The organism is Pseudomonas sp. GM18 (genome assembly GCF_000282195.1).
In the GTDB taxonomy this organism is placed as follows: domain Bacteria; phylum Pseudomonadota; class Gammaproteobacteria; order Pseudomonadales; family Pseudomonadaceae; genus Aquipseudomonas.
The window spans coordinates 1-20,202 of record NZ_AKJT01000109.1 but is presented as its reverse complement, the minus strand read 5'-3'; the positions used below and the strand labels follow the sequence as shown (position 1 = coordinate 20,202).

The 20,202-nt window shown below is 59.3% G+C and carries 22 protein-coding genes; 21 read left to right on the top strand and 1 reads right to left on the bottom strand.

The genetic code is table 11. From position 1 onward, the window contains the following. Positions 1 to 229: 229 nt before the first annotated feature. Complete coding sequence (gene suhB / locus PMI21_RS03145; RefSeq protein ID WP_007941397.1) at positions 230 to 1,048, bottom strand: type III secretion system regulator SuhB; 819 nt, start codon at positions 1,046 to 1,048, stop codon at positions 230 to 232. A gap of 145 nt (positions 1,049 to 1,193) precedes the next feature. Between suhB and trmJ the strand changes: the two genes are divergently transcribed. The 21 genes from trmJ to PMI21_RS03250 all read left to right on the top strand — a co-directional run bounded on the left by trmJ (position 1,194) and on the right by PMI21_RS03250 (position 20,100). Then, complete coding sequence (gene trmJ, locus PMI21_RS03150) at positions 1,194 to 1,964, top strand: tRNA (cytosine(32)/uridine(32)-2'-O)-methyltransferase TrmJ (protein ID WP_007941396.1); 771 nt, start codon at positions 1,194 to 1,196, stop codon at positions 1,962 to 1,964. 2 nt (positions 1,965 to 1,966) lie between these two features. Further along, a complete protein-coding gene (gene cysE, locus PMI21_RS03155; protein ID WP_007941395.1) occupies positions 1,967 to 2,743 on the top strand; it encodes a serine O-acetyltransferase in 777 nt (258 codons plus the stop codon). Positions 2,744 to 2,954: 211 nt separating this feature from the next. Further along, entirely contained in the window at positions 2,955 to 3,446 is a 492-nt protein-coding gene (iscR, locus tag PMI21_RS03160; protein ID WP_007941394.1) for a Fe-S cluster assembly transcriptional regulator IscR, read from the top strand. Between the two features lie 50 nt (positions 3,447 to 3,496). Then, positions 3,497 to 4,711 carry an IscS subfamily cysteine desulfurase gene (locus PMI21_RS03165; protein ID WP_007941393.1) on the top strand — a complete coding sequence of 405 codons (1,215 nt, stop codon included), beginning with the start codon at positions 3,497 to 3,499 and terminating at the stop codon, positions 4,709 to 4,711. An 85-nt stretch (positions 4,712 to 4,796) separates the two neighbouring features. Beyond that, complete coding sequence (gene iscU, locus PMI21_RS03170) at positions 4,797 to 5,183, top strand: Fe-S cluster assembly scaffold IscU (protein WP_003443374.1); 387 nt, start codon at positions 4,797 to 4,799, stop codon at positions 5,181 to 5,183. Positions 5,184 to 5,217: 34 nt separating this feature from the next. Beyond that, entirely contained in the window at positions 5,218 to 5,541 is a 324-nt protein-coding gene (iscA, locus tag PMI21_RS03175) for an iron-sulfur cluster assembly protein IscA (protein WP_007941391.1), read from the top strand. An 8-nt stretch (positions 5,542 to 5,549) separates the two neighbouring features. Continuing rightward, a complete protein-coding gene (gene hscB / locus PMI21_RS03180; RefSeq protein ID WP_007941389.1) occupies positions 5,550 to 6,071 on the top strand; it encodes a co-chaperone HscB in 522 nt (173 codons plus the stop codon). A gap of 51 nt (positions 6,072 to 6,122) precedes the next feature. Next, positions 6,123 to 7,985, top strand: coding sequence for a Fe-S protein assembly chaperone HscA (gene hscA / locus PMI21_RS03185; protein ID WP_007941388.1), 1,863 nt, complete (start codon positions 6,123 to 6,125; stop codon positions 7,983 to 7,985). A 3-nt stretch (positions 7,986 to 7,988) separates the two neighbouring features. Continuing rightward, a complete protein-coding gene (fdx, locus tag PMI21_RS03190; protein WP_007941387.1) occupies positions 7,989 to 8,330 on the top strand; it encodes an ISC system 2Fe-2S type ferredoxin in 342 nt (113 codons plus the stop codon). Between the two features lie 14 nt (positions 8,331 to 8,344). Then, entirely contained in the window at positions 8,345 to 8,545 is a 201-nt protein-coding gene (gene iscX / locus PMI21_RS03195; RefSeq protein WP_007941386.1) for a Fe-S cluster assembly protein IscX, read from the top strand. 92 nt (positions 8,546 to 8,637) lie between these two features. Then, positions 8,638 to 9,063 carry a nucleoside-diphosphate kinase gene (ndk, locus tag PMI21_RS03200; protein ID WP_007903599.1) on the top strand — a complete coding sequence of 142 codons (426 nt, stop codon included), beginning with the start codon at positions 8,638 to 8,640 and terminating at the stop codon, positions 9,061 to 9,063. A 28-nt stretch (positions 9,064 to 9,091) separates the two neighbouring features. Beyond that, on the top strand, positions 9,092 to 10,240 hold the full coding sequence (gene rlmN / locus PMI21_RS03205) for a 23S rRNA (adenine(2503)-C(2))-methyltransferase RlmN (protein ID WP_007941385.1): 1,149 nt from the start codon (positions 9,092 to 9,094) through the stop codon (positions 10,238 to 10,240). 12 nt (positions 10,241 to 10,252) lie between these two features. Beyond that, the gene (gene pilW, locus PMI21_RS03210; protein ID WP_007941384.1) at positions 10,253 to 11,011 is read left to right on the top strand and encodes a type IV pilus biogenesis/stability protein PilW; all 759 of its coding nucleotides are present in this window, start codon (positions 10,253 to 10,255) and stop codon (positions 11,009 to 11,011) included. After that, positions 11,011 to 12,051, top strand: coding sequence for a RodZ domain-containing protein (locus PMI21_RS03215; RefSeq protein WP_007941382.1), 1,041 nt, complete (start codon positions 11,011 to 11,013; stop codon positions 12,049 to 12,051). Before pilW ends, PMI21_RS03215 begins: the two co-directional genes overlap by 1 nt. Positions 12,052 to 12,054: 3 nt before the next feature. Next, on the top strand, positions 12,055 to 13,164 hold the full coding sequence (gene ispG / locus PMI21_RS03220; protein ID WP_003185136.1) for a flavodoxin-dependent (E)-4-hydroxy-3-methylbut-2-enyl-diphosphate synthase: 1,110 nt from the start codon (positions 12,055 to 12,057) through the stop codon (positions 13,162 to 13,164). A 37-nt stretch (positions 13,165 to 13,201) separates the two neighbouring features. Continuing rightward, positions 13,202 to 14,491 carry a histidine--tRNA ligase gene (gene hisS / locus PMI21_RS03225; protein ID WP_007941381.1) on the top strand — a complete coding sequence of 430 codons (1,290 nt, stop codon included), beginning with the start codon at positions 13,202 to 13,204 and terminating at the stop codon, positions 14,489 to 14,491. 41 nt (positions 14,492 to 14,532) lie between these two features. Beyond that, the gene (locus tag PMI21_RS03230) at positions 14,533 to 15,174 is read left to right on the top strand and encodes a tetratricopeptide repeat protein (protein WP_007941380.1); all 642 of its coding nucleotides are present in this window, start codon (positions 14,533 to 14,535) and stop codon (positions 15,172 to 15,174) included. Further along, positions 15,167 to 16,318 (top strand): outer membrane protein assembly factor BamB, encoded by a 1,152-nt coding sequence (gene bamB / locus PMI21_RS03235; RefSeq protein ID WP_033064221.1) that lies wholly within the window; start codon positions 15,167 to 15,169, stop codon positions 16,316 to 16,318. The genes PMI21_RS03230 and bamB overlap by 8 nt, the downstream gene beginning before the upstream one ends. Positions 16,319 to 16,453: 135 nt before the next feature. Then, positions 16,454 to 17,923, top strand: coding sequence for a ribosome biogenesis GTPase Der (gene der / locus PMI21_RS03240; protein ID WP_007941378.1), 1,470 nt, complete (start codon positions 16,454 to 16,456; stop codon positions 17,921 to 17,923). 249 nt (positions 17,924 to 18,172) lie between these two features. Next, positions 18,173 to 19,321, top strand: a complete 1,149-nt coding sequence (locus PMI21_RS03245) for a pyridoxal phosphate-dependent aminotransferase (RefSeq protein ID WP_007941377.1) — start codon at positions 18,173 to 18,175, stop codon at positions 19,319 to 19,321. Further along, complete coding sequence (locus PMI21_RS03250) at positions 19,309 to 20,100, top strand: amidohydrolase (RefSeq protein WP_007941376.1); 792 nt, start codon at positions 19,309 to 19,311, stop codon at positions 20,098 to 20,100. Before PMI21_RS03245 ends, PMI21_RS03250 begins: the two co-directional genes overlap by 13 nt. Positions 20,101 to 20,202 lie beyond the last annotated feature (102 nt).

The window sequence follows — 20,202 nt, the reverse complement described above, 5'->3', positions numbered from 1 at the left end:
CCTGCTCAGGTTGGCTTTTCAAGAAAATGCCCCGTATCGAAAGATACGGGGCATTTTTCGTTATGGCTGTATTTAAAGAGCTGCGGCGCACTTCCTGTAGCAGCAGGCTTCGCCAGCTGCTGCGGATAGCGTTAGGGCTTAACTTGGTTGTATTGGTCGCACAAAAGCAAACGCCCCGAACAGGTCGGGGCGTTTGTTTTAAGTGTTGCGGCTTTTTGAGCTTGGGCGTTTAGCGCTTCAGCGAAGCTGGCAGGTGCGGCTGGATCGCCGTCAGTACTGCCTTGAAGCATTTGGTGTTGCCGGCAACGACGTGGCCTTTCTCGAGGAAGTCGTGACCACCGGTGAAGTCGCTCACCAGGCCGCCGGCTTCCTGGATCAGCAGGGCGCCTGCAGCCATGTCCCATTCAGACAGGCCCGACTCCCAGAAGGCGTCGAAACGGCCGGCAGCCACGTAGGCCAGGTCGAGGCTTGCCGAGCCGGCGCGGCGGATGCCGGCGGTCTGGCCAACCAGGGCGCGGAACATGCCCAGGTAGTTGTCGAGGTTGTCCATCTGGTCGTCACGGAACGGGAAGCCGGTACCCAGCAGGGCGCCGTCCAGGCTGGTGCGGCCGCTGACGCGCAAGCGACGACCGTTCAGTTGAGCGCCGCGACCACGGCTGGCGGTGAATTCTTCCTGGCGGACCGGGTCCAGAACAACAGCGTGTTCCAGGCGACCGCGGTATTTGCAGGCGATGCTGACGGCGAAGTGAGGAATGCCGCGAAGGAAGTTGGTGGTGCCGTCCAGTGGGTCGATGATCCACAGGTATTCTTCGCCTTCGATGCCGGTGCCAGCGTGCAGGCCGGTTTCTTCACCCATGATCGAGTGGTTCGGGTAGGCCTTGCGCAGTGCGTCGATGATTTTCTGTTCGGCGGCGCGATCCACCTCGGATACGTAATCCTTGGCGTCTTTTTCGTCGACCTTGATGGTATCCAGGCGCTCGATGGAGCGGAAGATCAATTCACTGGCGCTGCGGGCGGCGCGCAGCGCGATATTCAGCATGGGCTGCATGGATGTGTCACCTAAGGTTGTTAAAGAAAGCCGGGCATTCTATCAGAAAGTTTCTACAGGAGAAGGTCGGCGTTCGCTTTCATGGCTTAACGGTAGGAGGAGCTGTAAGATTCTGCTCCCGATAATGTGTTCGAGAGCGCCTCCCTTGCTGCAAAACATTCGTGTCGTCCTGGTCAATACCAGTCATCCCGGAAATATCGGCGGTGCTGCGCGTGCCATGAAGAACATGGGCCTGTCGCGACTGGTGCTGGTCGAGCCGCGGTTGTTCCCGCACCACGAGGCCGATGCGCGTGCATCCGGAGCCGGGGACATCCTTGAAAATGCGCAAGTCGTCGCCACCTTGGAGGATGCCTTGGTCGGCTGCAATCTGGTGCTTGGTACCAGCGCCCGTGATCGTCGCATTCCCTGGCCGTTGCTCGATCCCCGCGAATGCGGTGCGAAGGTGGTCGAGGAAGCGGGGCAGGGTGCCGAGATCGCATTGGTGTTTGGCCGTGAAGATTCCGGCCTGACCAACGACGAGCTGCAGCGATGTCATTATCACGTGCACATCCCATCAGACCCCGAGTTCAGTTCGCTGAACCTTGGGGCGGCGGTGCAGGTGTTGAGCTATGAAGTGCGCATGTCCTGGCTGGCGGCCCAAGGTCAGCCGAGCAAGGTCGAGAAGGAGGAAGTGGCATCCACCAAGAGTGGTGAGTTGGCGACCATGGATGAGCTGGAGCGATTCTATGAGCACCTGGAGCAAACCCTGGTGGCCATCGAATTCCTCGACCCGGAAAAACCACGGCACTTGATGGCGCGTCTGCGCCGGTTGTACGGACGCAGCTCGGTCAGCCGGGCGGAAATGAATATATTGCGTGGCATCCTCACGGAAACCCAGAAGGCGGCCCGTGGCGAGCTTCTAAAGCGGAAGGATTAATGATGTTCGAGCGTTTGCGTGAAGATATCCAAAGTGTTTTTCATCGTGACCCGGCGGCGCGTAATGCTTTCGAGGTTCTGACCTGCTATCCGGGCATGCACGCTATCTGGATCCATCGCCTGTCGTCGCTCTTGTGGCGCGCAGAGCTGAAATGGCTGGCGCGGCTGGTGTCGAACTTCGGTCGCTGGTTGACCGGAATCGAGATTCATCCGGGGGCCAAGGTCGGTCGTCGCTTCTTTATCGATCATGGCATGGGCATCGTTATTGGTGAGACCGCCGAGATCGGCAACGATGTCACCCTTTATCAGGGCGTGACCCTCGGTGGCACCAGCTGGAACAAGGGCAAGCGTCACCCGACCCTGGAAGATGGCGTGGTGGTTGGCGCGGGCGCCAAGGTGCTCGGCCCATTCACTGTCGGTGCCGGGGCCAAGGTGGGTTCCAATGCTGTGGTCACCAAGGCGGTGCCGCCGGGGGCGACGGTGGTGGGGATTCCGGGGCGGATTATCGTCAAGTCCGACGATGAGCAGGATGCCAGGCGCAAGGCCATGGCCGAGAAGATCGGTTTCGATGCCTACGGTGTCGGCGAAGACATGCCGGACCCGGTGGCCCGGGCGATCGGCCAACTGCTCGATCACTTGCAGGCAGTCGACGGGCGTCTGGAGGGTATGTGCGGTGCGCTGAAGGATCTGGGCAGTAATTACTGTGCCAAGGATCTGCCCGAGCTGCGCGAAGAAGACTTTGCCTGTGTGAAGGGCAAGGATGAAAGCAAGGCCAGCTGATCCCGGTGCAGGAGCAGCCTTCGGCAGCTCCTGCGCAGGTCGCATTTGCATATGTGCACCGCGCTCAGTGGTGTGCCATTACGCCGTAGACCCTGCTATGATGCGCGCGCTCTTTTGCGGGTAAACCTGAGTAAAGCGCTAGGTCTTATAGTTGACTTAAATACTCGGGAATTGCATACTCGCCCCATTCCGAACTCCGTGGTAATTGTCCATGCGACTGACTACAAAAGGCCGATACGCCGTGACCGCCATGCTTGACCTGGCGTTGCACGCGCAGCACGGGCCGGTGTCCCTGGCCGATATCTCCGAGCGCCAAGGCATCTCCCTGTCCTACCTCGAGCAGCTTTTCGCCAAATTGCGCCGTAGCAATCTGGTGTCCAGCGTCCGCGGTCCGGGCGGTGGCTACCAACTGTCCCGCGACATGCAGGGCATCCAGGTCGCCCAGGTAATCGATGCGGTCAACGAATCGGTCGATGCAACCAAATGCCAGGGGCAGGGCGATTGCCATTCCGGCGACACCTGTCTGACTCACCATTTGTGGTGCGATCTTAGCCTGCAGATTCACGAATTTCTGAGCGGTATCAGCTTGGCTGACCTTGTAACTCGCCGTGAGGTGCAAGAAGTAGCCCAGCGTCAGGACCAGCGTCGTTGCAACAGCAAGACGCCACGCCTGGACAAGATTGAAGCGTCCGCCGTCGAATGACAGCCAAAGAGCTAGCGGCACGCCAGCCAGCCTGATTTAGGAGATAGTCCATGAAATTGCCGATTTACCTTGATTACTCTGCGACCACCCCGGTTGATCCGCGTGTCGCGCAAAAGATGAGTGAATGCCTGCTGGTCGACGGAAACTTCGGTAACCCGGCGTCCCGTTCCCACGTGTTCGGCTGGAAAGCCGAAGAGTCCGTCGAGAACGCTCGTCGTCAGGTCGCTGACCTGGTTAACGCCGACCCACGCGAAATCGTCTGGACCTCCGGTGCCACCGAGTCCGACAACCTGGCAATCAAGGGTGCGGCGCATTTCTACTCCACCAAAGGCAAACACCTGATCACCACCAAGATTGAGCACAAGGCTGTCCTCGACACCATGCGCCAACTGGAGCGTGAAGGTTTCGAAGTGACCTACCTCGACCCTCGTGAAGATGGTCTGGTCACTCCGGAAATGGTCGAAGCTGCCCTGCGTGACGACACCATTCTGGTATCGGTCATGCACGTGAACAACGAAATCGGCACCATCAACGACATCGCTGCCATCGGTGAGCTGACCCGCTCCCGGGGTATCCTGTTCCACGTCGACGCCGCTCAGTCCACCGGCAAGGTCGAGATCGACCTGTCTAAACTGAAAGTCGACCTGATGTCGTTCTCTGCCCACAAAACCTACGGTCCTAAAGGCATCGGCGCACTGTACGTCAGCCGCAAGCCACGTGTGCGCATCGAAGCGACCATGCACGGCGGCGGTCACGAGCGTGGCATGCGTTCCGGTACCCTGGCGACTCACCAGATCGTCGGCATGGGCGAAGCGTTCCGTGTGGCCAAGGAGGACATGGCTGCCGAGAATGCACGCATCAAAGCGCTGAGCGACCGTTTCTTCAAGCAGGTTGAAGGCCTGGAAGAGCTGTACGTCAACGGCAGCATGACCGCCCGCGTACCGCACAACCTGAACCTGAGCTTCAACTACGTTGAAGGCGAATCGCTGATCATGGCGCTCAAGGATCTGGCGGTTTCGTCCGGTTCGGCCTGTACCTCGGCATCGCTTGAGCCTTCGTACGTGCTGCGCGCCCTGGGCCGCAACGACGAACTGGCACACAGCTCGATTCGCTTCACCTTCGGCCGTTTCACCACCGAAGAAGAAATCGACTACGCCGCGCAGAAAGTCTGCGAGGCTGTCACCAAGCTGCGCACTCTGTCGCCGCTGTGGGACATGTACAAAGACGGCGTCGACATTTCGAAAATCGAGTGGGCGGCACACTGATATTCAAGTCGCCGCAACCGGGCCCTGCGAATCCACGATTGGCAGGGTTTCAAGAGCGACTCCTGATGAGTGAGGATTAAGAATCATGGCTTACAGCGAAAAGGTCATCGACCACTACGAGAACCCGCGCAACGTCGGCAAGATGGATGCAGAAGATCCTGATGTCGGCACCGGCATGGTCGGCGCTCCGGCGTGCGGTGACGTGATGCGTCTGCAGATCAAGGTCAACGAGCAAGGCATCATCGAAGACGCCAAGTTCAAGACTTACGGTTGCGGTTCGGCAATCGCCTCCAGCTCCTTGGCGACCGAGTGGATGAAGGGCAAGACTCTGGATGAAGCAGAGACCATCAAGAACACTCAACTGGCCGAAGAACTGGCCCTGCCGCCAGTGAAAATTCACTGCTCCGTACTCGCTGAAGACGCTATCAAGGCGGCCGTTCGCGACTACAAGCAGAAGAAAGGCTTGATCTGACTTTCAAGATTTGGCGACGAGTAAGGAGTCACCGATGGCTATCAGCATGACAGAAGCGGCTGCTCAACACGTGCGACGCTCCCTCAACGGGCGCGGCAAGGGTGATGGGATTCGTCTGGGTGTTCGCACCACGGGCTGTTCCGGCCTTGCCTATGTGCTGGAGTTTGTCGACGAGGTAGGCGCGGACGATCAAGTGTTCGAAAGTCACGGCGAGAAAGTGATCATCGACCCGAAAAGCCTGGCGTACCTGGACGGCACCGAGCTTGATTTCGTCAAGGAAGGGTTGAACGAAGGCTTCAAGTTCAACAACCCCAACGTGCGCGGTGAATGTGGCTGCGGCGAAAGCTTCAATATCTGAGGCTACTTGTGGGTACTCCTTGCCATTTCGCTTTATTTGAGCTGCAACCGAGTTTCAATCTGGACCTCGATCAGCTGGCTACGCGCTACCGTGAGTTGGCGCGCGGCGTTCATCCGGACCGCTTTGCCGACGCTTCCGAGCGCGAGCAGCGGCTGGCGCTCGAGCAATCCGCGAGCCTCAACGAGGCCTACCAGACGCTCAAAAGCCCCCCTAAGCGCGCGCGATACTTGCTCGCATTGAGTGGTGGCGAGTTGCCGCTGGAGGTCACGGTGCATGATCCGGAGTTTCTTCTGCAGCAGATGGAGTTGCGTGAAGAGCTCGAAGACCTGCAAGACAGTGCCGATATGGCCGGTATTGCAGCGTTCAAGCGTCGCCTGAAAACCGCTCAGGATGAACTGAACCAAAGCTTCGCAGCCTGTTGGAATGATGCAGCGCAACGTGAACGGGCCGAACGCCTGATGCGGCGCATGCAGTTCCTCGACAAGCTCACCTACGAAGTGCGCCAGTTAGAAGAGCGCCTCGACGATTAACCCAGTGCCGCTCCGGTCGCACGCCTGATATACAGATAAGTCCTGATCACGATGGCCCTACTGCAGATCGCCGAACCCGGCCAAAGTCCTCAACCGCACCAGCGTCGTCTGGCTGTGGGGATCGACTTGGGCACTACCAATTCGCTGGTCGCTGCATTGCGCAGTGGTCTTTCCGAGCCTCTGGCCGACGCGCAAGGGCGGGTTATCCTGCCGTCTGCCGTGCGCTATCACGCCGATCGCGTCGAAGTCGGCGAATCGGCCAAACTGGCTGCCGCTACCGATCCTCTGAACACTGTGCTGTCGGTCAAGCGCTTGATGGGACGTGGTTTGTCCGACGTCAAGCAATTGGGCGATCAGCTGCCGTACCGTTTTGTCGATGGCGAGTCACACATGCCGTTCATCGACACGGTGCAAGGCCCGAAAAGCCCGGTCGAAGTCTCCGCCGATATCCTCAAGGTGTTGCGTCAGCGCGCTGAAGCGACCTTGGGTGGCGAGCTGGTCGGCGCAGTGATCACCGTTCCAGCCTATTTTGATGATGCTCAGCGTCAAGCCACCAAGGATGCGGCCAAACTGGCTGGCCTGAACGTGCTGCGCTTGCTCAATGAGCCGACCGCTGCGGCGGTGGCTTACGGTCTGGATCAACAGGCTGAAGGCCTGGTTGCCATTTATGACCTGGGCGGTGGCACCTTCGATATTTCGATTTTGCGTCTGACTGGCGGTGTGTTCGAAGTGCTGGCTACCGGTGGCGACAGCGCCCTGGGTGGCGATGACTTCGATCACGCCATTGCTGGCTGGATCATCGAGGGTGCCGGTCTGTCGGCCGACCTCGATCCGGGCGCGCAACGCAATCTGTTGCAAACCGCGTGTGCGGCCAAAGAAGCCCTGACCAACTCCTCGTCCGTCGAAGTTGCGTATGGCGACTGGAAGGCCGAACTGACCCGTGAAGCGTTCAATGCGCTGATCGAGCCGATGGTTGCTCGCAGCCTGAAAGCCTGTCGTCGCGCGGTGCGTGATTCCGGCATTGAGCTGGAAGACGTTCACGCGGTGGTCATGGTCGGCGGCTCGACTCGCGTACCGCGTGTTCGCGAAGCCGTTGCGCAAGCCTTCGGTCGCGAACCGCTGACCGAAATCGATCCGGATCAGGTCGTGGCCATCGGAGCCGCGATCCAGGCCGATACCCTGGCTGGCAATAAGCGTGACGGCGGCGAACTGCTGTTGCTCGACGTGATTCCGTTGTCCCTGGGGCTGGAAACCATGGGTGGTCTGATGGAGAAGGTGATTCCGCGCAACACCACCATCCCTGTCGCTCGGGCCCAGGACTTCACCACTTACAAAGATGGCCAGTCGGCCATGGCGATCCACGTATTGCAGGGCGAGCGTGAGTTGATCAGCGACTGTCGCTCCCTGGCCCGCTTCGAATTGCGCGGTATTCCGGCGATGGTCGCGGGTGCGGCGAAGATTCGCGTGACCTTCCAGGTCGACGCCGACGGTCTGCTCAGTGTCTCGGCCCGCGAATTGGGTTCGGGTGTCGAAGCCAGCATTCAGGTCAAGCCGTCCTACGGCCTGACCGACGGCGAAATCGCCAAGATGCTCAAGGATTCGTTCCAGCACGCCAACGACGACAAGGTCGCCCGTGTATTGCGTGAGCAGCAGGTCGATGCCCAGCGCCTGATCGAAGCAGTGCAGGGTGCTCTGGAGGTCGACGGCGAACGCTTGCTCGACGCCGAAGAGCGCATGGTCATCGAATTGCAGATGCAGGAACTGACCGAATTGATGAAAGGCACCGATGGTTACGCCATTGAGCAGCAGACCAAACGTCTGTCGCAAGTGACCGATGCCTTTGCAGCCCGCCGCCTGGACTCGACGGTGAAAGCCGCTCTGGCGGGGCGCAATCTGAATGAAATCGAGGAATAATTGATGCCGCAGGTCATTTTTCTGCCACACGAGAAGTTCTGCCCGGAAGGCATGGTTGTGGAGGCTGAGCCCGGCATCTCCATTCTCGAACTGGCCCATGAACACCATATCGAGATGGAAAGCGCCTGTGGCGGCGTCTGCGCTTGCACCACTTGCCACTGCATCGTTCGCGAAGGTTTCGATTCGCTGGAAGAGGCTGATGAGCTGGAGGAAGACTATCTTGATAAGGCTTGGGGGCTGGAAGCCCAGTCACGCCTGGCCTGTCAGGCAAAAGTCGGGACTGAAGACCTGACCGTCGAAATTCCGAAATACTCGCTCAACCATGCAGCCGAAGCGCCGCACTGATTCAAGGAGCTTTCATGAGCCTGAAATGGGTTGATGTGCTGGAAATCGCGATCCAGCTGGCGGAGTCAAAGCCGGATGTGGACCCGCGTTACGTGAACTTCGTCGATCTGCACCAGTGGGTGCTGGCATTGCCGGAGTTCAGTGACGATCCGACCCGCGGTGGCGAGAAAGTGCTTGAAGCCATTCAGGCCGCCTGGATCGAAGAAGCAGACTGAGTCTGCACCGTACGCAGTTAGGCAATACCAAAGAACCCGCGTATAATTCGCGGGTTTAATTTTTCGCAAATTACCGTTTCTGGAGTTACACCATGGCTGTTCAACGTACTTTCTCCATCATCAAGCCTGACGCTGTTGCTAAAAACGTCATCGGCGAGATCACCACTCGTTTCGAAAAAGCAGGCCTGCGCGTTGTAGCTTCGAAACTGAAGCAACTGTCCAAAGCCGAAGCTGAAGGCTTCTACGCTGAGCACAGCGCTCGTGGTTTCTTCAACGACCTGGTTGCTTTCATGATTTCCGGTCCGGTTGTCGTTCAGGTTCTGGAAGGCGAAAACGCTATCGCTCTGAACCGTGAGCTGATGGGCGCTACCAACCCTAAAGAAGCTGCTGCCGGCACCATCCGTGCTGACTTCGCTGATTCCATCGACGCCAACGCCGTACACGGTTCGGACTCCGAAGCCGCTGCTGCTCGCGAAATCTCGTACTTCTTCGCAGCTACTGAAGTAACCACTCGCTAAGCATTGGCTTAAGAGTGAAGGTGAATCCATGACTACATCGACTGTAAAAACCAACCTGCTGGGTCTGACTCAACAGGAAATGGAAAAATTCTTCGACTCAATCGGGGAGAAGCGTTTCCGTGCCGGTCAGGTAATGAAATGGATTCACCACTTTGGCGTCGATGATTTCGACGCCATGACGAACGTCAGCAAGGCCTTGCGTGAAAAGCTCAAGGCTGTTGCTGAAATTCGTGGTCCGGAAGTGGTCAGCGAGGACATCTCCAGCGACGGCACCCGCAAGTGGGTGGTGCGCGTGGCGTCCGGCAGCTGCGTCGAGACCGTTTACATTCCCCAGGGCAAGCGCGGCACCTTGTGCGTTTCGTCCCAGGCAGGCTGTGCCCTGGATTGCAGTTTCTGCTCCACCGGCAAGCAAGGTTTCAATAGCAACCTCACCGCCGCCGAAGTCATCGGCCAGGTGTGGATTGCCAACAAATCCTTTGGCAGCGTCCCGGCAACCGTCGACCGTGCCATCACCAACGTGGTGATGATGGGCATGGGTGAGCCGCTGCTGAACTTCGACAACGTCGTGGCCGCCATGCATTTGATGATGGATGACCTGGGCTATGGCATCTCCAAGCGCCGTGTAACCCTGTCGACTTCGGGTGTGGTGCCGATGATCGATGAGCTGTCCAAGCACATCGATGTCTCCCTGGCGTTGTCCCTGCACGCACCGAATGACGCATTGCGTAACCAATTGGTGCCGATCAACAAGAAGTATCCGCTTAAGATGCTGCTGGAGTCGTGTCAGCGCTACATGTCGTCCCTGGGCGAAAAGCGCGTACTGACCATTGAGTACACCTTGCTCAAGGACATCAACGACAAGGTCGAACACGCGGTCGAAATGATCGAGTTGCTCAAGAACGTTCCGTGCAAGATCAACCTGATTCCGTTCAACCCGTTCCCGCACTCCGGTTACGAGCGTCCGAGCAACAATGCGATTCGCCGTTTCCAGGATCAGCTTCACCATGCAGGCTTCAACGTCACCGTGCGTACCACCCGCGGTGAAGACATCGATGCCGCGTGTGGCCAATTGGTAGGGCAGGTGCTGGATCGCACCCGTCGCAGCGAACGTTATATCGCCGTGCGTGAGTTGAGCGCCGACAACGATATGCCGCAAAACGCTGCGAACAATAATTAAGAGAGGATCTCTATGTCCCTGCGCTTCGCGCTGCTTGTGCTGTTGGCCAGCCTTTGTGCTGGTTGTGTCCTGTCGGGCGATTTCAACCCGATGAAGACCAGCAAGGGCCGTGATGAAGCGCGTGCCGCCTACGTGCAGCTGGGCCTGGGGTACTTGCAGCAGGGCATGACCGAGCGCGCCAAGGTCCCGCTGAAGAAGGCGTTGGAACTGGATGACTCGGATGCTGACGCCAATGCGGCCCTGGGGCTGGTGTTCCAGGCCGAGATGGAACCGGAACTGGCCGATCAGCATTTTCGCAAGGCGTTGTCTTCCCGTCCCGCCGATGCGCGAATCCTGAACAACTACGGCAGTTTTCTGTTCGAAGAAAAACGTTACAAAGAGGCGTACGAGCGCTTTGAACAGGCCGCCGCCGATACCCTGTATCCTGAGCGTTCGCGGGTTTTCGAGAACCTCGGCATGACCGCTTCAAAGCTGGGCCAGCGTGACCTGGCCCGCCAGCAACTGGAAAAAGCCCTGCGTTTGAACCGCCAGCAGCCACGTGCCTTGCTGGAAATGGCTGAGTTGTCATTCGAAGACAGGCATTATGTGCCCGCGCGTGACTATTACGACCGTTTTAGCCTGCTTAGCGAGCAAAATGCACGTAGTCTATTGCTCGGCGTTCGGCTGGCAAAAGTGTTCGAAGATCGCGACAAGGCCGCCAGTTTCGGCCTGCAATTAAAACGACTCTATCCCGGTACGCCGGAATATCAGCAATACCTGTCGGAGCAATGATGAAAGCGGCGCATCCCGAAGTTGTAGCAGCGAATCGCGTTAACCCCGGTGAGACCTTGCGCCAGGCCCGCGAAAGCAATGGCTGGTCGCTGGCCGAAGTGGCCCTCAAGCTCAACCTCACCGTCAATTCCCTGAGTAATCTGGAAGCCGGCGCTTTTGACAAGCTGCCCGGGCACACCTTTGCTCGCGGTTATATTCGCGCGTACGCCAAATTGCTGGGCATGGACCAGGCTGTTCTGGTTCAGCAGTTCGACCAATCCACCGGCACCGACTCCCAGGGCAGCAACGTCCACAGCCTGGGGCGTATCGAAGAGCCTGTTCGGGTTTCCCACACCATTTTGCGAATTGTCAGCCTGTTGTTGCTGATCGCGGTGATTGGCGGTGGCTTCGTCTGGTGGCAGGATCAAACCTCATTGCGCACTAAAGACCTGGTCAGCCTGGCTCCGGAACACGTTGAAGTCGAAGGCGCCGACGGCACCACCCAGATCCATCCGCTGGACGAGCCGGAAGACCAGGCCGTCGCGCAAGGTGAGGCTGAAGGTGAAACGCCTCTGGCGTTGCCGCAGGCCGAGACATCGGCAGAGGAGCCAGCCAGCGCCCAAGCAAGCGCACCGGCCCCGACTCCAGCTCCAGCAGCCCCGGTAGCAACGCCTGCGGCTCCGGCACACAATACTGCTCCGGTTGTCGCGACACCGGCCGCGCCAGCCCCGGCTGTTGCAGCTGTACCGGCAGCGGTTGCGACGGCTCCGGTTGCGCCGACCGTTCCAGCTTCTGCTCCGGCAGCAGCTCCGGTTGCGGGCCAGGGCCAGGTTCAACTGCAATTCAGCGCCGATTGCTGGACGCAAGTGACCGACGGCACGGGTAAAGTGCTGTTGAGTGGTCTCAAGCGTAAAGGCGAAAGTGTTTCCGTCAGCGGCAAGCCGCCCTTTGCCGTGCGTCTGGGCTTCGCCCGTGGCGCGCAGGTCAGCTACAACGGGCAGGTGGTTGATGTCGCTCCGTTCACCAGTGGCGAGACTGCTCGCCTGAAGTTGGGTCAATAAGTCATGCACGGCGAATCTCCAATCAAACGTCGCGAATCCCGGAAAATCTGGGTCGGTAACGTGCCTGTTGGCGGCGATGCGCCCATCGCTGTGCAGAGCATGACCAACAGCGACACCAATGACGTGGCCGCCACCGTGGCCCAGATCAATCGCCTGGAAGCCGCTGGCGTCGATATCGTTCGGGTTTCGGTGCCGGACATGGACGCCGCCGAAGCCTTCGGCAAGATCAAGCAACTGGTCAAAGTGCCGTTGGTGGCCGACATCCACTTCGACTACAGGATCGCACTGCGCGTAGCCGAACTGGGCGTCGATTGCCTGCGGATCAACCCGGGCAACATCGGTCGTGAAGACCGCGTGCGTGCGGTGGTCGACGCCGCCCGTGATCGCGGGATTCCAATCCGTATCGGCGTGAACGCCGGTTCCCTGGAAAAAGACCTGCAAAAGAAATACGGCGAGCCGACTCCCGCTGCGCTGGTCGAATCGGCCCTGCGTCACGTCGAACACCTCGAACGCCTGAATTTCCAGGACTTCAAGGTCAGCGTAAAAGCCTCCGACGTGTTCATGGCCGTTGAAGCCTACCGTTTGCTGGCCAAGGAAATCGTCCAGCCGTTGCACCTGGGCATCACCGAAGCCGGTGGTTTGCGTTCAGGCACAGTGAAATCCGCCGTGGGCCTCGGTATGCTGCTTGCCGAAGGGATTGGCGATACTATTCGCATCTCGTTGGCGGCCGACCCGGTCGAGGAAGTGAAAGTCGGCTACGACATTCTCAAATCCCTGCACCTGCGTTCCCGTGGCATCAACTTCATCGCCTGCCCGAGCTGCTCGCGGCAGAACTTCGATGTGGTCAAAACCATGAACGAGCTGGAAGGGCGTCTCGAAGACCTGCTGGTGCCGCTGGATGTCGCGGTGATCGGTTGCGTGGTCAACGGGCCGGGCGAAGCCAAGGAAGCCCATATCGGCTTGACCGGCGGCACGCCAAACCTGATTTACATCGACGGCAAGCCGTCGCAGAAACTGACGAATGACAATCTGGTGGATGAGCTTGAACGCTTGATCCGTCAGAAAGCGGCCGAAAAGGTCGAAGCCGACGCAGCTGTAATCGCTCGCGGCTGACTCTGACTAAAGAGCCGAATGAATTTAAGGATTTAAAGTGAGCAAGTCTCTGCAAGCCATTCGTGGCATGAACGACATCCTGCCCGAACAGACTCCCCTGTGGCGTCATTTCGAGGGCACCGTTTCGCGTCTGCTGGATAACTACGGTTACAAGCAGATCCGCATGCCGATCGTCGAGTTCACCGAGCTGTTCAAACGCTCCATCGGTGAAGTGACCGACATCGTCGAAAAAGAGATGTACACCTTCGAAGACCGCAACGGCGATTCCCTGACCCTGCGCCCTGAAGGCACGGCGGCCTGCGTGCGTGCAGTGCTCGAACACGGCATTACCGGCGGCGGCCAGGTGCAGAAACTCTGGTACATCGGCCCGATGTTCCGCCACGAGCGTCCGCAAAAAGGTCGTTATCGCCAGTTCCACCAGATCGGTTGTGAAGTTTTCAACCTCGACGGTCCGGACATCGACGCCGAGCTGATCGTGCTGACCTGGCGCCTGTGGGGCGAGCTGGGTATCCGCGATGCGGTCAAGCTCGAGCTCAACAGCCTGGGCACTGCCGAATCCCGCAGTCGTTATCGCGAAGCACTGGTCGAATACCTGTCCGCTCGCCTGGATCAACTGGACGAAGACAGCCAGCGCCGTCTGAAGACCAACCCGCTGCGGGTTCTGGATACCAAGAACGCCGACACTCAAGCGGTGCTGGCCGACGCGCCGAAAATGGCCGACTACCTCGACGAAGAATCCCGCGTGCACTTCGAGGGCCTCAAGGCTCGTCTGGACGCCGCCGGCATTCCTTATGTGATCAACCCGAAGCTGGTTCGCGGGCTGGATTACTACAGCAAGACCGTTTTTGAATGGGTCACCGACCAATTGGGCGCCCAGGGCACGGTATGTGCCGGTGGTCGTTACGACGGTCTGGTGGAGCAGATGGGCGGCAAGCCGACCCCGGGCGTTGGTTTCGCCATGGGTATCGAGCGTCTGGTGCTGCTGCTGGAAACCCTGGAGCAGATCCCCGAAGAGATCTCCCGTCAGGTCGACGTCTACCTCTGCGCCTTCGGTGAAGCCGCCGAGCTGGCCGGTCTGACCCTGAGCGAGCGTGTTCGTGATCAACTGCCCAACCTGCGCCTGCAAGTCAATTCCGGCGCCGGCAGCTTCAAAAGCCAGTTCAAGAAAGCCGACAAGAGCGGTGCGCTGTACGCATTGATCCTCGGTGACGACGAAATGGCCCAGCAAGTGGTAGGTTTCAAACCCCTGCGTGGCCAGGGCGAACAACAAAGCATTGCCTGGGATGCGCTTGCAGCACACCTGGCCACCTGCGTCGTGCAGGGTTGAAGCTGTCTAAACAGCCGAATTAGCGATTAAGGAGTATTGGGGTGTCGAGTACCGAAGACGAACATGTGGCGGAATTGAAGGAATGGTGGTCTCGCAACGGTAAGCCCCTGGTTACTGGCGGCCTGTTGGCGCTGGTCATCGTGTTCGGCTGGCAGGCGTTCCACAAGTATCAGAGCAATCAGTCGCAAGGCGCCTCGATTCTCTATCAGCAATTGCTGGAAACCACGCTGACGCCTGACGGCAAGCCTGATGCTGCACGTGTTTCGGAACTGGCCGGCAAGCTCAACAGCGAGTTCGGCGGCACCGCATACGCGCAATACGGCAGCCTGTTCGTGGCGAAAGTCGCGGTCGACAGCGGCAAGCTGGACGACGCAGCCAGCGAGCTGAAAGCCATTGTCGACAAACCGGCCAACCCGGCACTGGGCGAAATCGCCCGTCAGCGCTTGGCGCAGGTGCTGGCCGCGCAGAACAAGGTCGATGAAGCCCTGAAACTGCTCGAAGGCGATGCCGACAAGGCCTTCCTGGCCACTCGCGAAGAACTCAAGGGCGACCTGTTGGTGCAACTGGGTCGTACCGACGAAGCGAACGCGGCGTATCAAAAAGCCAAGGCGGCACTGTCGGATGAAGCGGCGGTCGGTGGCCTACAAATCAAGCTGGACGACCTGGCCAAAGGGGATGCGTGACGTGATCCGTTGGAAACATGCAGCATTGCTGGCTCTGGCCATTCTGGCCGCGGGTTGCAGCAGCAACAGCAAAAAAGAGTTGCCACCGGCCGAGCTGACCGACTTCAAAGAAGAAGTGGTTCTGCACAAGCAGTGGAGTCGTTCGATCGGTAACGGTCAGGGCGAAACCTACAACATGCTGGTTCCGGCGATCGATGGCGATACCATCTATGCCGCCGACGTCACCGGTGTGGTGATGGCGATGGATCGCAGCAATGGCGACGTCAAATGGAAGAAAGATCTCGAACTGCCTGTCTCCGGCGCTGTTGGCGTGGGTTACGGTCTGGTCATGATCGGCACGCTCAAGGGTGAAATCGTTGCCCTGGATGCCAGCAGCGGTGAACAGAAATGGCGCGCTCGCGTGACCAGCGAAGTTCTCGCGCCGCCGGCCACCAACGGTGACGTTGTTGTGGTTCAGACTCAGGATGACCGTCTGATCGGTCTGGACGCCGCTACCGGCAACCAGCGCTGGTTGTATGACAGCACGCCAGCGGTCCTGACCCTGCGCGGCACCAGTGCACCGATCGTCACCAACCGCCTTGCGGTGGCTGGCCTGTCGACCGGTAAAGTGGTTGCTCTTGATGTGTCCAACGGCGTGCCGGTGTGGGAACAGCGCGTAGCGATTCCACAAGGTCGTTCGGAACTGGAGCGTGTGGTCGATATCGACGGTGGCTTGCTGCTGTCCGGCGGTACACTGTATGTCGCCAGCTACCAGGGTCGCGTCGCGGCACTGGACCTGGAAAGCGGTCGTCAGCTCTGGCAGCGTGATGCTTCCAGCTATGCCGGTGTCGCTCAGGGTTTTGGCAGCGTCTACGTGAGCCTGTCTTCGGGCACTGTTGAAGGCGTCGACGAACGTTCCACCACTGCGTTGTGGAGCAACGATTCGCTGGCCCGCCGTCAACTGTCGGCTCCGGAAGTGTTCTCCAGCTACGTTGCAGTCGGTGACCTGGAAGGTTACCTGCACCTGCTGAGTCAGGTGGACGGTCGTTTCGTCGGCCGCGAGCGTATCGACAGCGATGGCCTGCGTGCCCGTCCGCTGGTGATGGGTGACACGATTTATGTGTATGGCAACAGTGGCAAACTGGAAGCCCTGACCATCAAGTAAAGACTATGCTTGGGGTTTAACCCCCAAGCGGCCTTGTTCTGCAAGGCTCGCAGCGCTTCCAGGCGCTGCCCCGAGCACCAGCCGCTGCCTCGCAGCGGCTTTTGTATTTTCTGAAATAACGAAGTGGAGAGCCGCATGGTTCCCGTAATCGCCCTGGTGGGCCGACCGAACGTCGGCAAGTCCACCTTGTTCAACCGCCTGACCAGGACTCGCGACGCCATTGTCGGCGACTTGTCCGGTCTGACCCGTGATCGCCAATACGGTGAGGCCAAGTGGCAAGGGCGTTCCTACATTCTGGTCGACACCGGCGGTATCTCCGGTGACGAGCACGGTATGGACGAAAAAATGGCCGAGCAGTCGCTGCTGGCCATTGAAGAAGCGGATGTCGTTCTGTTCCTGGTAGATGCCAAGGCCGGTTTCACCGCGGCCGACCAGATGATCGCCGAGCACTTGCGCAAGCGTAACAAGCGTTCCTACGTGGTCGCCAACAAGGTCGACAACATCGACCCTGAAATGGCCCGCGCTGAATTCGCCCCGTTGGGCATGGGCCACGCGATCCCGATCGCCGGTGCCCATGGTCGTGGCATCACCCAGATGCTGGAAATCGCCCTGAGCGACTTCCCGAAAGACGAAGAAGAGCCGGAAGAAGGCGAAGAAGAAGTCGTTGCCGAAGGTGAGGAAGCCAAGCGCATTCCTGGCCCAAGCGAAAAAGACGGTATCAAGATCGCCATCATCGGCCGTCCGAACGTCGGCAAATCGACCCTGGTCAACCGCATGCTCGGTGAAGACCGGGTGATCGTATATGACCAACCCGGCACCACCCGCGACAGTATCTACATCCCGTTCGAACGTAACGACGAGAAGTACACGCTGATCGACACCGCCGGTGTGCGCAAGCGCGGCAAGATCCACGAAGAAGTCGAAAAGTTCTCCGTGGTCAAAACCCTGCAGGCGATCAAAGACGCCAACGTGGTGATCTTCGTGATGGACGCCCGCGAAGGCGTGGTGGACCACGACCTCAACCTGCTGGGCTTTGCCCTTGAAGCCGGTCGTGCGCTGGTTATCGCGATCAACAAGTGGGACGGCATGACGCCGAGCGAGCGCGACTTCGTGAAGGTCGAGCTGCAACGTCGACTGTTCTTCGTCGACTTCGCCGACATCCACTTCATCTCGGCCCTGCACGGTACTGGCGTAGGCAACCTCTACGCGTCGGTACAGAACTCGTTCAAGTCCGCGGTTACCCGCTGGCCGACCAACCGCCTGACCCAGATTCTGGAAGATGCGGTTGGCGAGCACGCGCCACCGATGGTCAACAACCGCCGGATCAAGCTGCGTTATGCCCACTTGGGTGGTGCGAACCCGCCGATCATCGTGATCCACGGTAACCAGATCGAGAAGGTGCCGAAGTCTTACGTCCGTTATCTGGAAAACACTTACCGTCGTGTGCTCAAGCTGGTCGGTACGCCGATCCGCATCGAGTTCAAGGGCGGCGAGAACCCGTACGAAGGTAACAAGAACACGCTCACCGACCGTCAGGTCAACAAGAAGCGTCGTTTGATGTCGCACCACAAGAAGGCCGACAAGAAGCGCCGCGACAAGCGCTGATTCAGGTGATCATTTCCACATCCTCGCGTGGGAATGATCAACCGCTTTTGTAGGAGCTGGCGAAGCCTGCGATCTTTTGATCCTGGCTTGTGTGATGGCTGAAAAGATCGCAGCCTGCGGCAGCTCCTACAGGGGTCGGTGATAAGAAGGGTGCTCACCAGAGCGCCCTTTTTTTATGGGCGCCGTTTGGGCTATCCTCGGGCTCTCCCGTGCCGCCGTTAGAGCCGGGTGTAGAGCAGGGAATCACCGATGATCACCAGTAAGCTGCCGAATGTCGGCATCACTATCTTCACGCAGATGTCTCAGCTCGCGGCGCAAACCGGGGCGATCAATCTGTCCCAGGGGTTTCCCGATTTCGACGGCCCGCAGGCCCTGCGCGATGCGGTGGGTCGGCATATCGCCAGTGGCCACAACCAGTATTCACCAATGACCGGCTTGCCGGCGTTGCGTCAGCAGATCGCGGCGAAGATCGCTCGCAGCTACGGCGCGCATGTCGATGCCGACAGCGAAGTGACGGTCACCCCCGGCGCCACCCAGGCGATCTTCTGCGCTATTCAGGCGGTGATCCACAGCGGCGATGAAGTGATCGTGTTCGATCCGTGCTACGACAGCTACGAGCCCTCGGTCGAGCTGGCCGGTGGTCGCTGTGTGCATGTGCAACTCGGCCTGAAGGACTTCGCCATCGACTTCCAGAAGCTCGCCGAAGCTCTGAGCCCGCGCACGCGGATGATCATCCTCAATACTCCACACAACCCAAGCGGTGCGCTGATCAGCCGCGCCGAGCTGGATCAGTTGGCGGCGTTGATCCGCGACCGCGACATCTATGTGATCAGCGACGAAGTCTACGAACACCTGGTGTTCGACGGCGTGCCTCACGCCAGCGTATTGGCCCATGAAGAGCTGTATCAGCGCGCTTTCGTGGTCAGTTCGTTCGGCAAGACGTACCACGTCACCGGTTGGAAAACCGGTTATGTCGTGGCGCCGCCGGCCCTTAGCGCGGAGCTGCGCAAGGTGCACCAGTACGTCAGTTTCTGCGGCGTGACGCCGTTGCAATACGCGTTGGCCGATTATATGGCCGAGCACCCGGAACACGTCGAAGAGCTGCCTGGCTTCTATCAGGCCAAGCGCGATCTGTTCTGCGATCTGCTGACGCCGTCGCGCTTCAGTTTTACCCGCGTGGCCGGTACTTATTTCCAGCTGGTCGATTACTCGCAGATTCGCCCGGACCTCAATGACGTCGAGATGTCCATGTGGATGACCCGCGAACATGGCGTCGCGAGCATCCCGATCTCGGTCTTCTACCAGACTCCACCCGAAGGCCAGCGCCTGGTGCGTCTGTGCTTTGCCAAGCGCGAGGAGACCCTGCGCGAAGCAGCGGCAAAACTATGCGCGATCTGAGTGCTCTGCCCAATCTGAATCTCGCCCTGATCCAGACCACCCTGGCCTGGCATGATCGTCAGGCCAATCTGGAGCATTTCGAGCCGTTGCTGGAACAGGCTCGTGGCGCGGACCTGATCATCCTGCCGGAGATGTTCACTACCGGCTTCTCCATGGAGTCGGAAACCCTCGCCGAGCCGGAGAATGGCCCCACCAGTAAATGGATGCGGGCTCAGGCGGCGAAGCTGGGCGCGGTGGTGACTGGCAGCATCATCGTCCAGGCCGCTGACGGCAGCCATCGCAATCGGTTGTTATGGGCACGGCCGGACGGGGAGGTGTGGCACTACGACAAGCGTCACCTGTTCCGCATGGCGGGCGAGAATAACCACTACACCCCGGGCGAGCGTCAGGTGCAGTTCGAATTGAAGGGCTGGCGAGTACGGCCGCTGATTTGCTACGACCTGCGCTTTCCGGTCTGGAGCCGCGATGCGCAAGACACTGACTTGTTGCTGTACACCGCCAACTGGCCGGGAGCACGGCGTCAGCACTGGAACCGTTTGCTGCCGGCACGGGCGATCGAAAACCTCTGCTATGTGGCGGCGGTGAACCGCATTGGTACCGATGGCAAAGGCTTTGCGTATACCGGTGACAGCCAGGTCCTGGATTTTCAGGGTGAGACGTTGCTCAGCGCAGGCGATGCCGATGGCGTATTCAAGGTCGTGCTCGACGCGGCGGAACTGGCGGCTTATCGTACGCGGTTTCCGGCGAATCTGGATGCGGATACCTTCGAGTTCACCTGACTGATCGTTCCCACGCTCTGCGTGGGAATGCAGCCCGTGACGCTCCGCGTCACTGGACGCGGAGCGTCCCTTGAGGCATTCCCACGCGGAGCGTGGGAACGA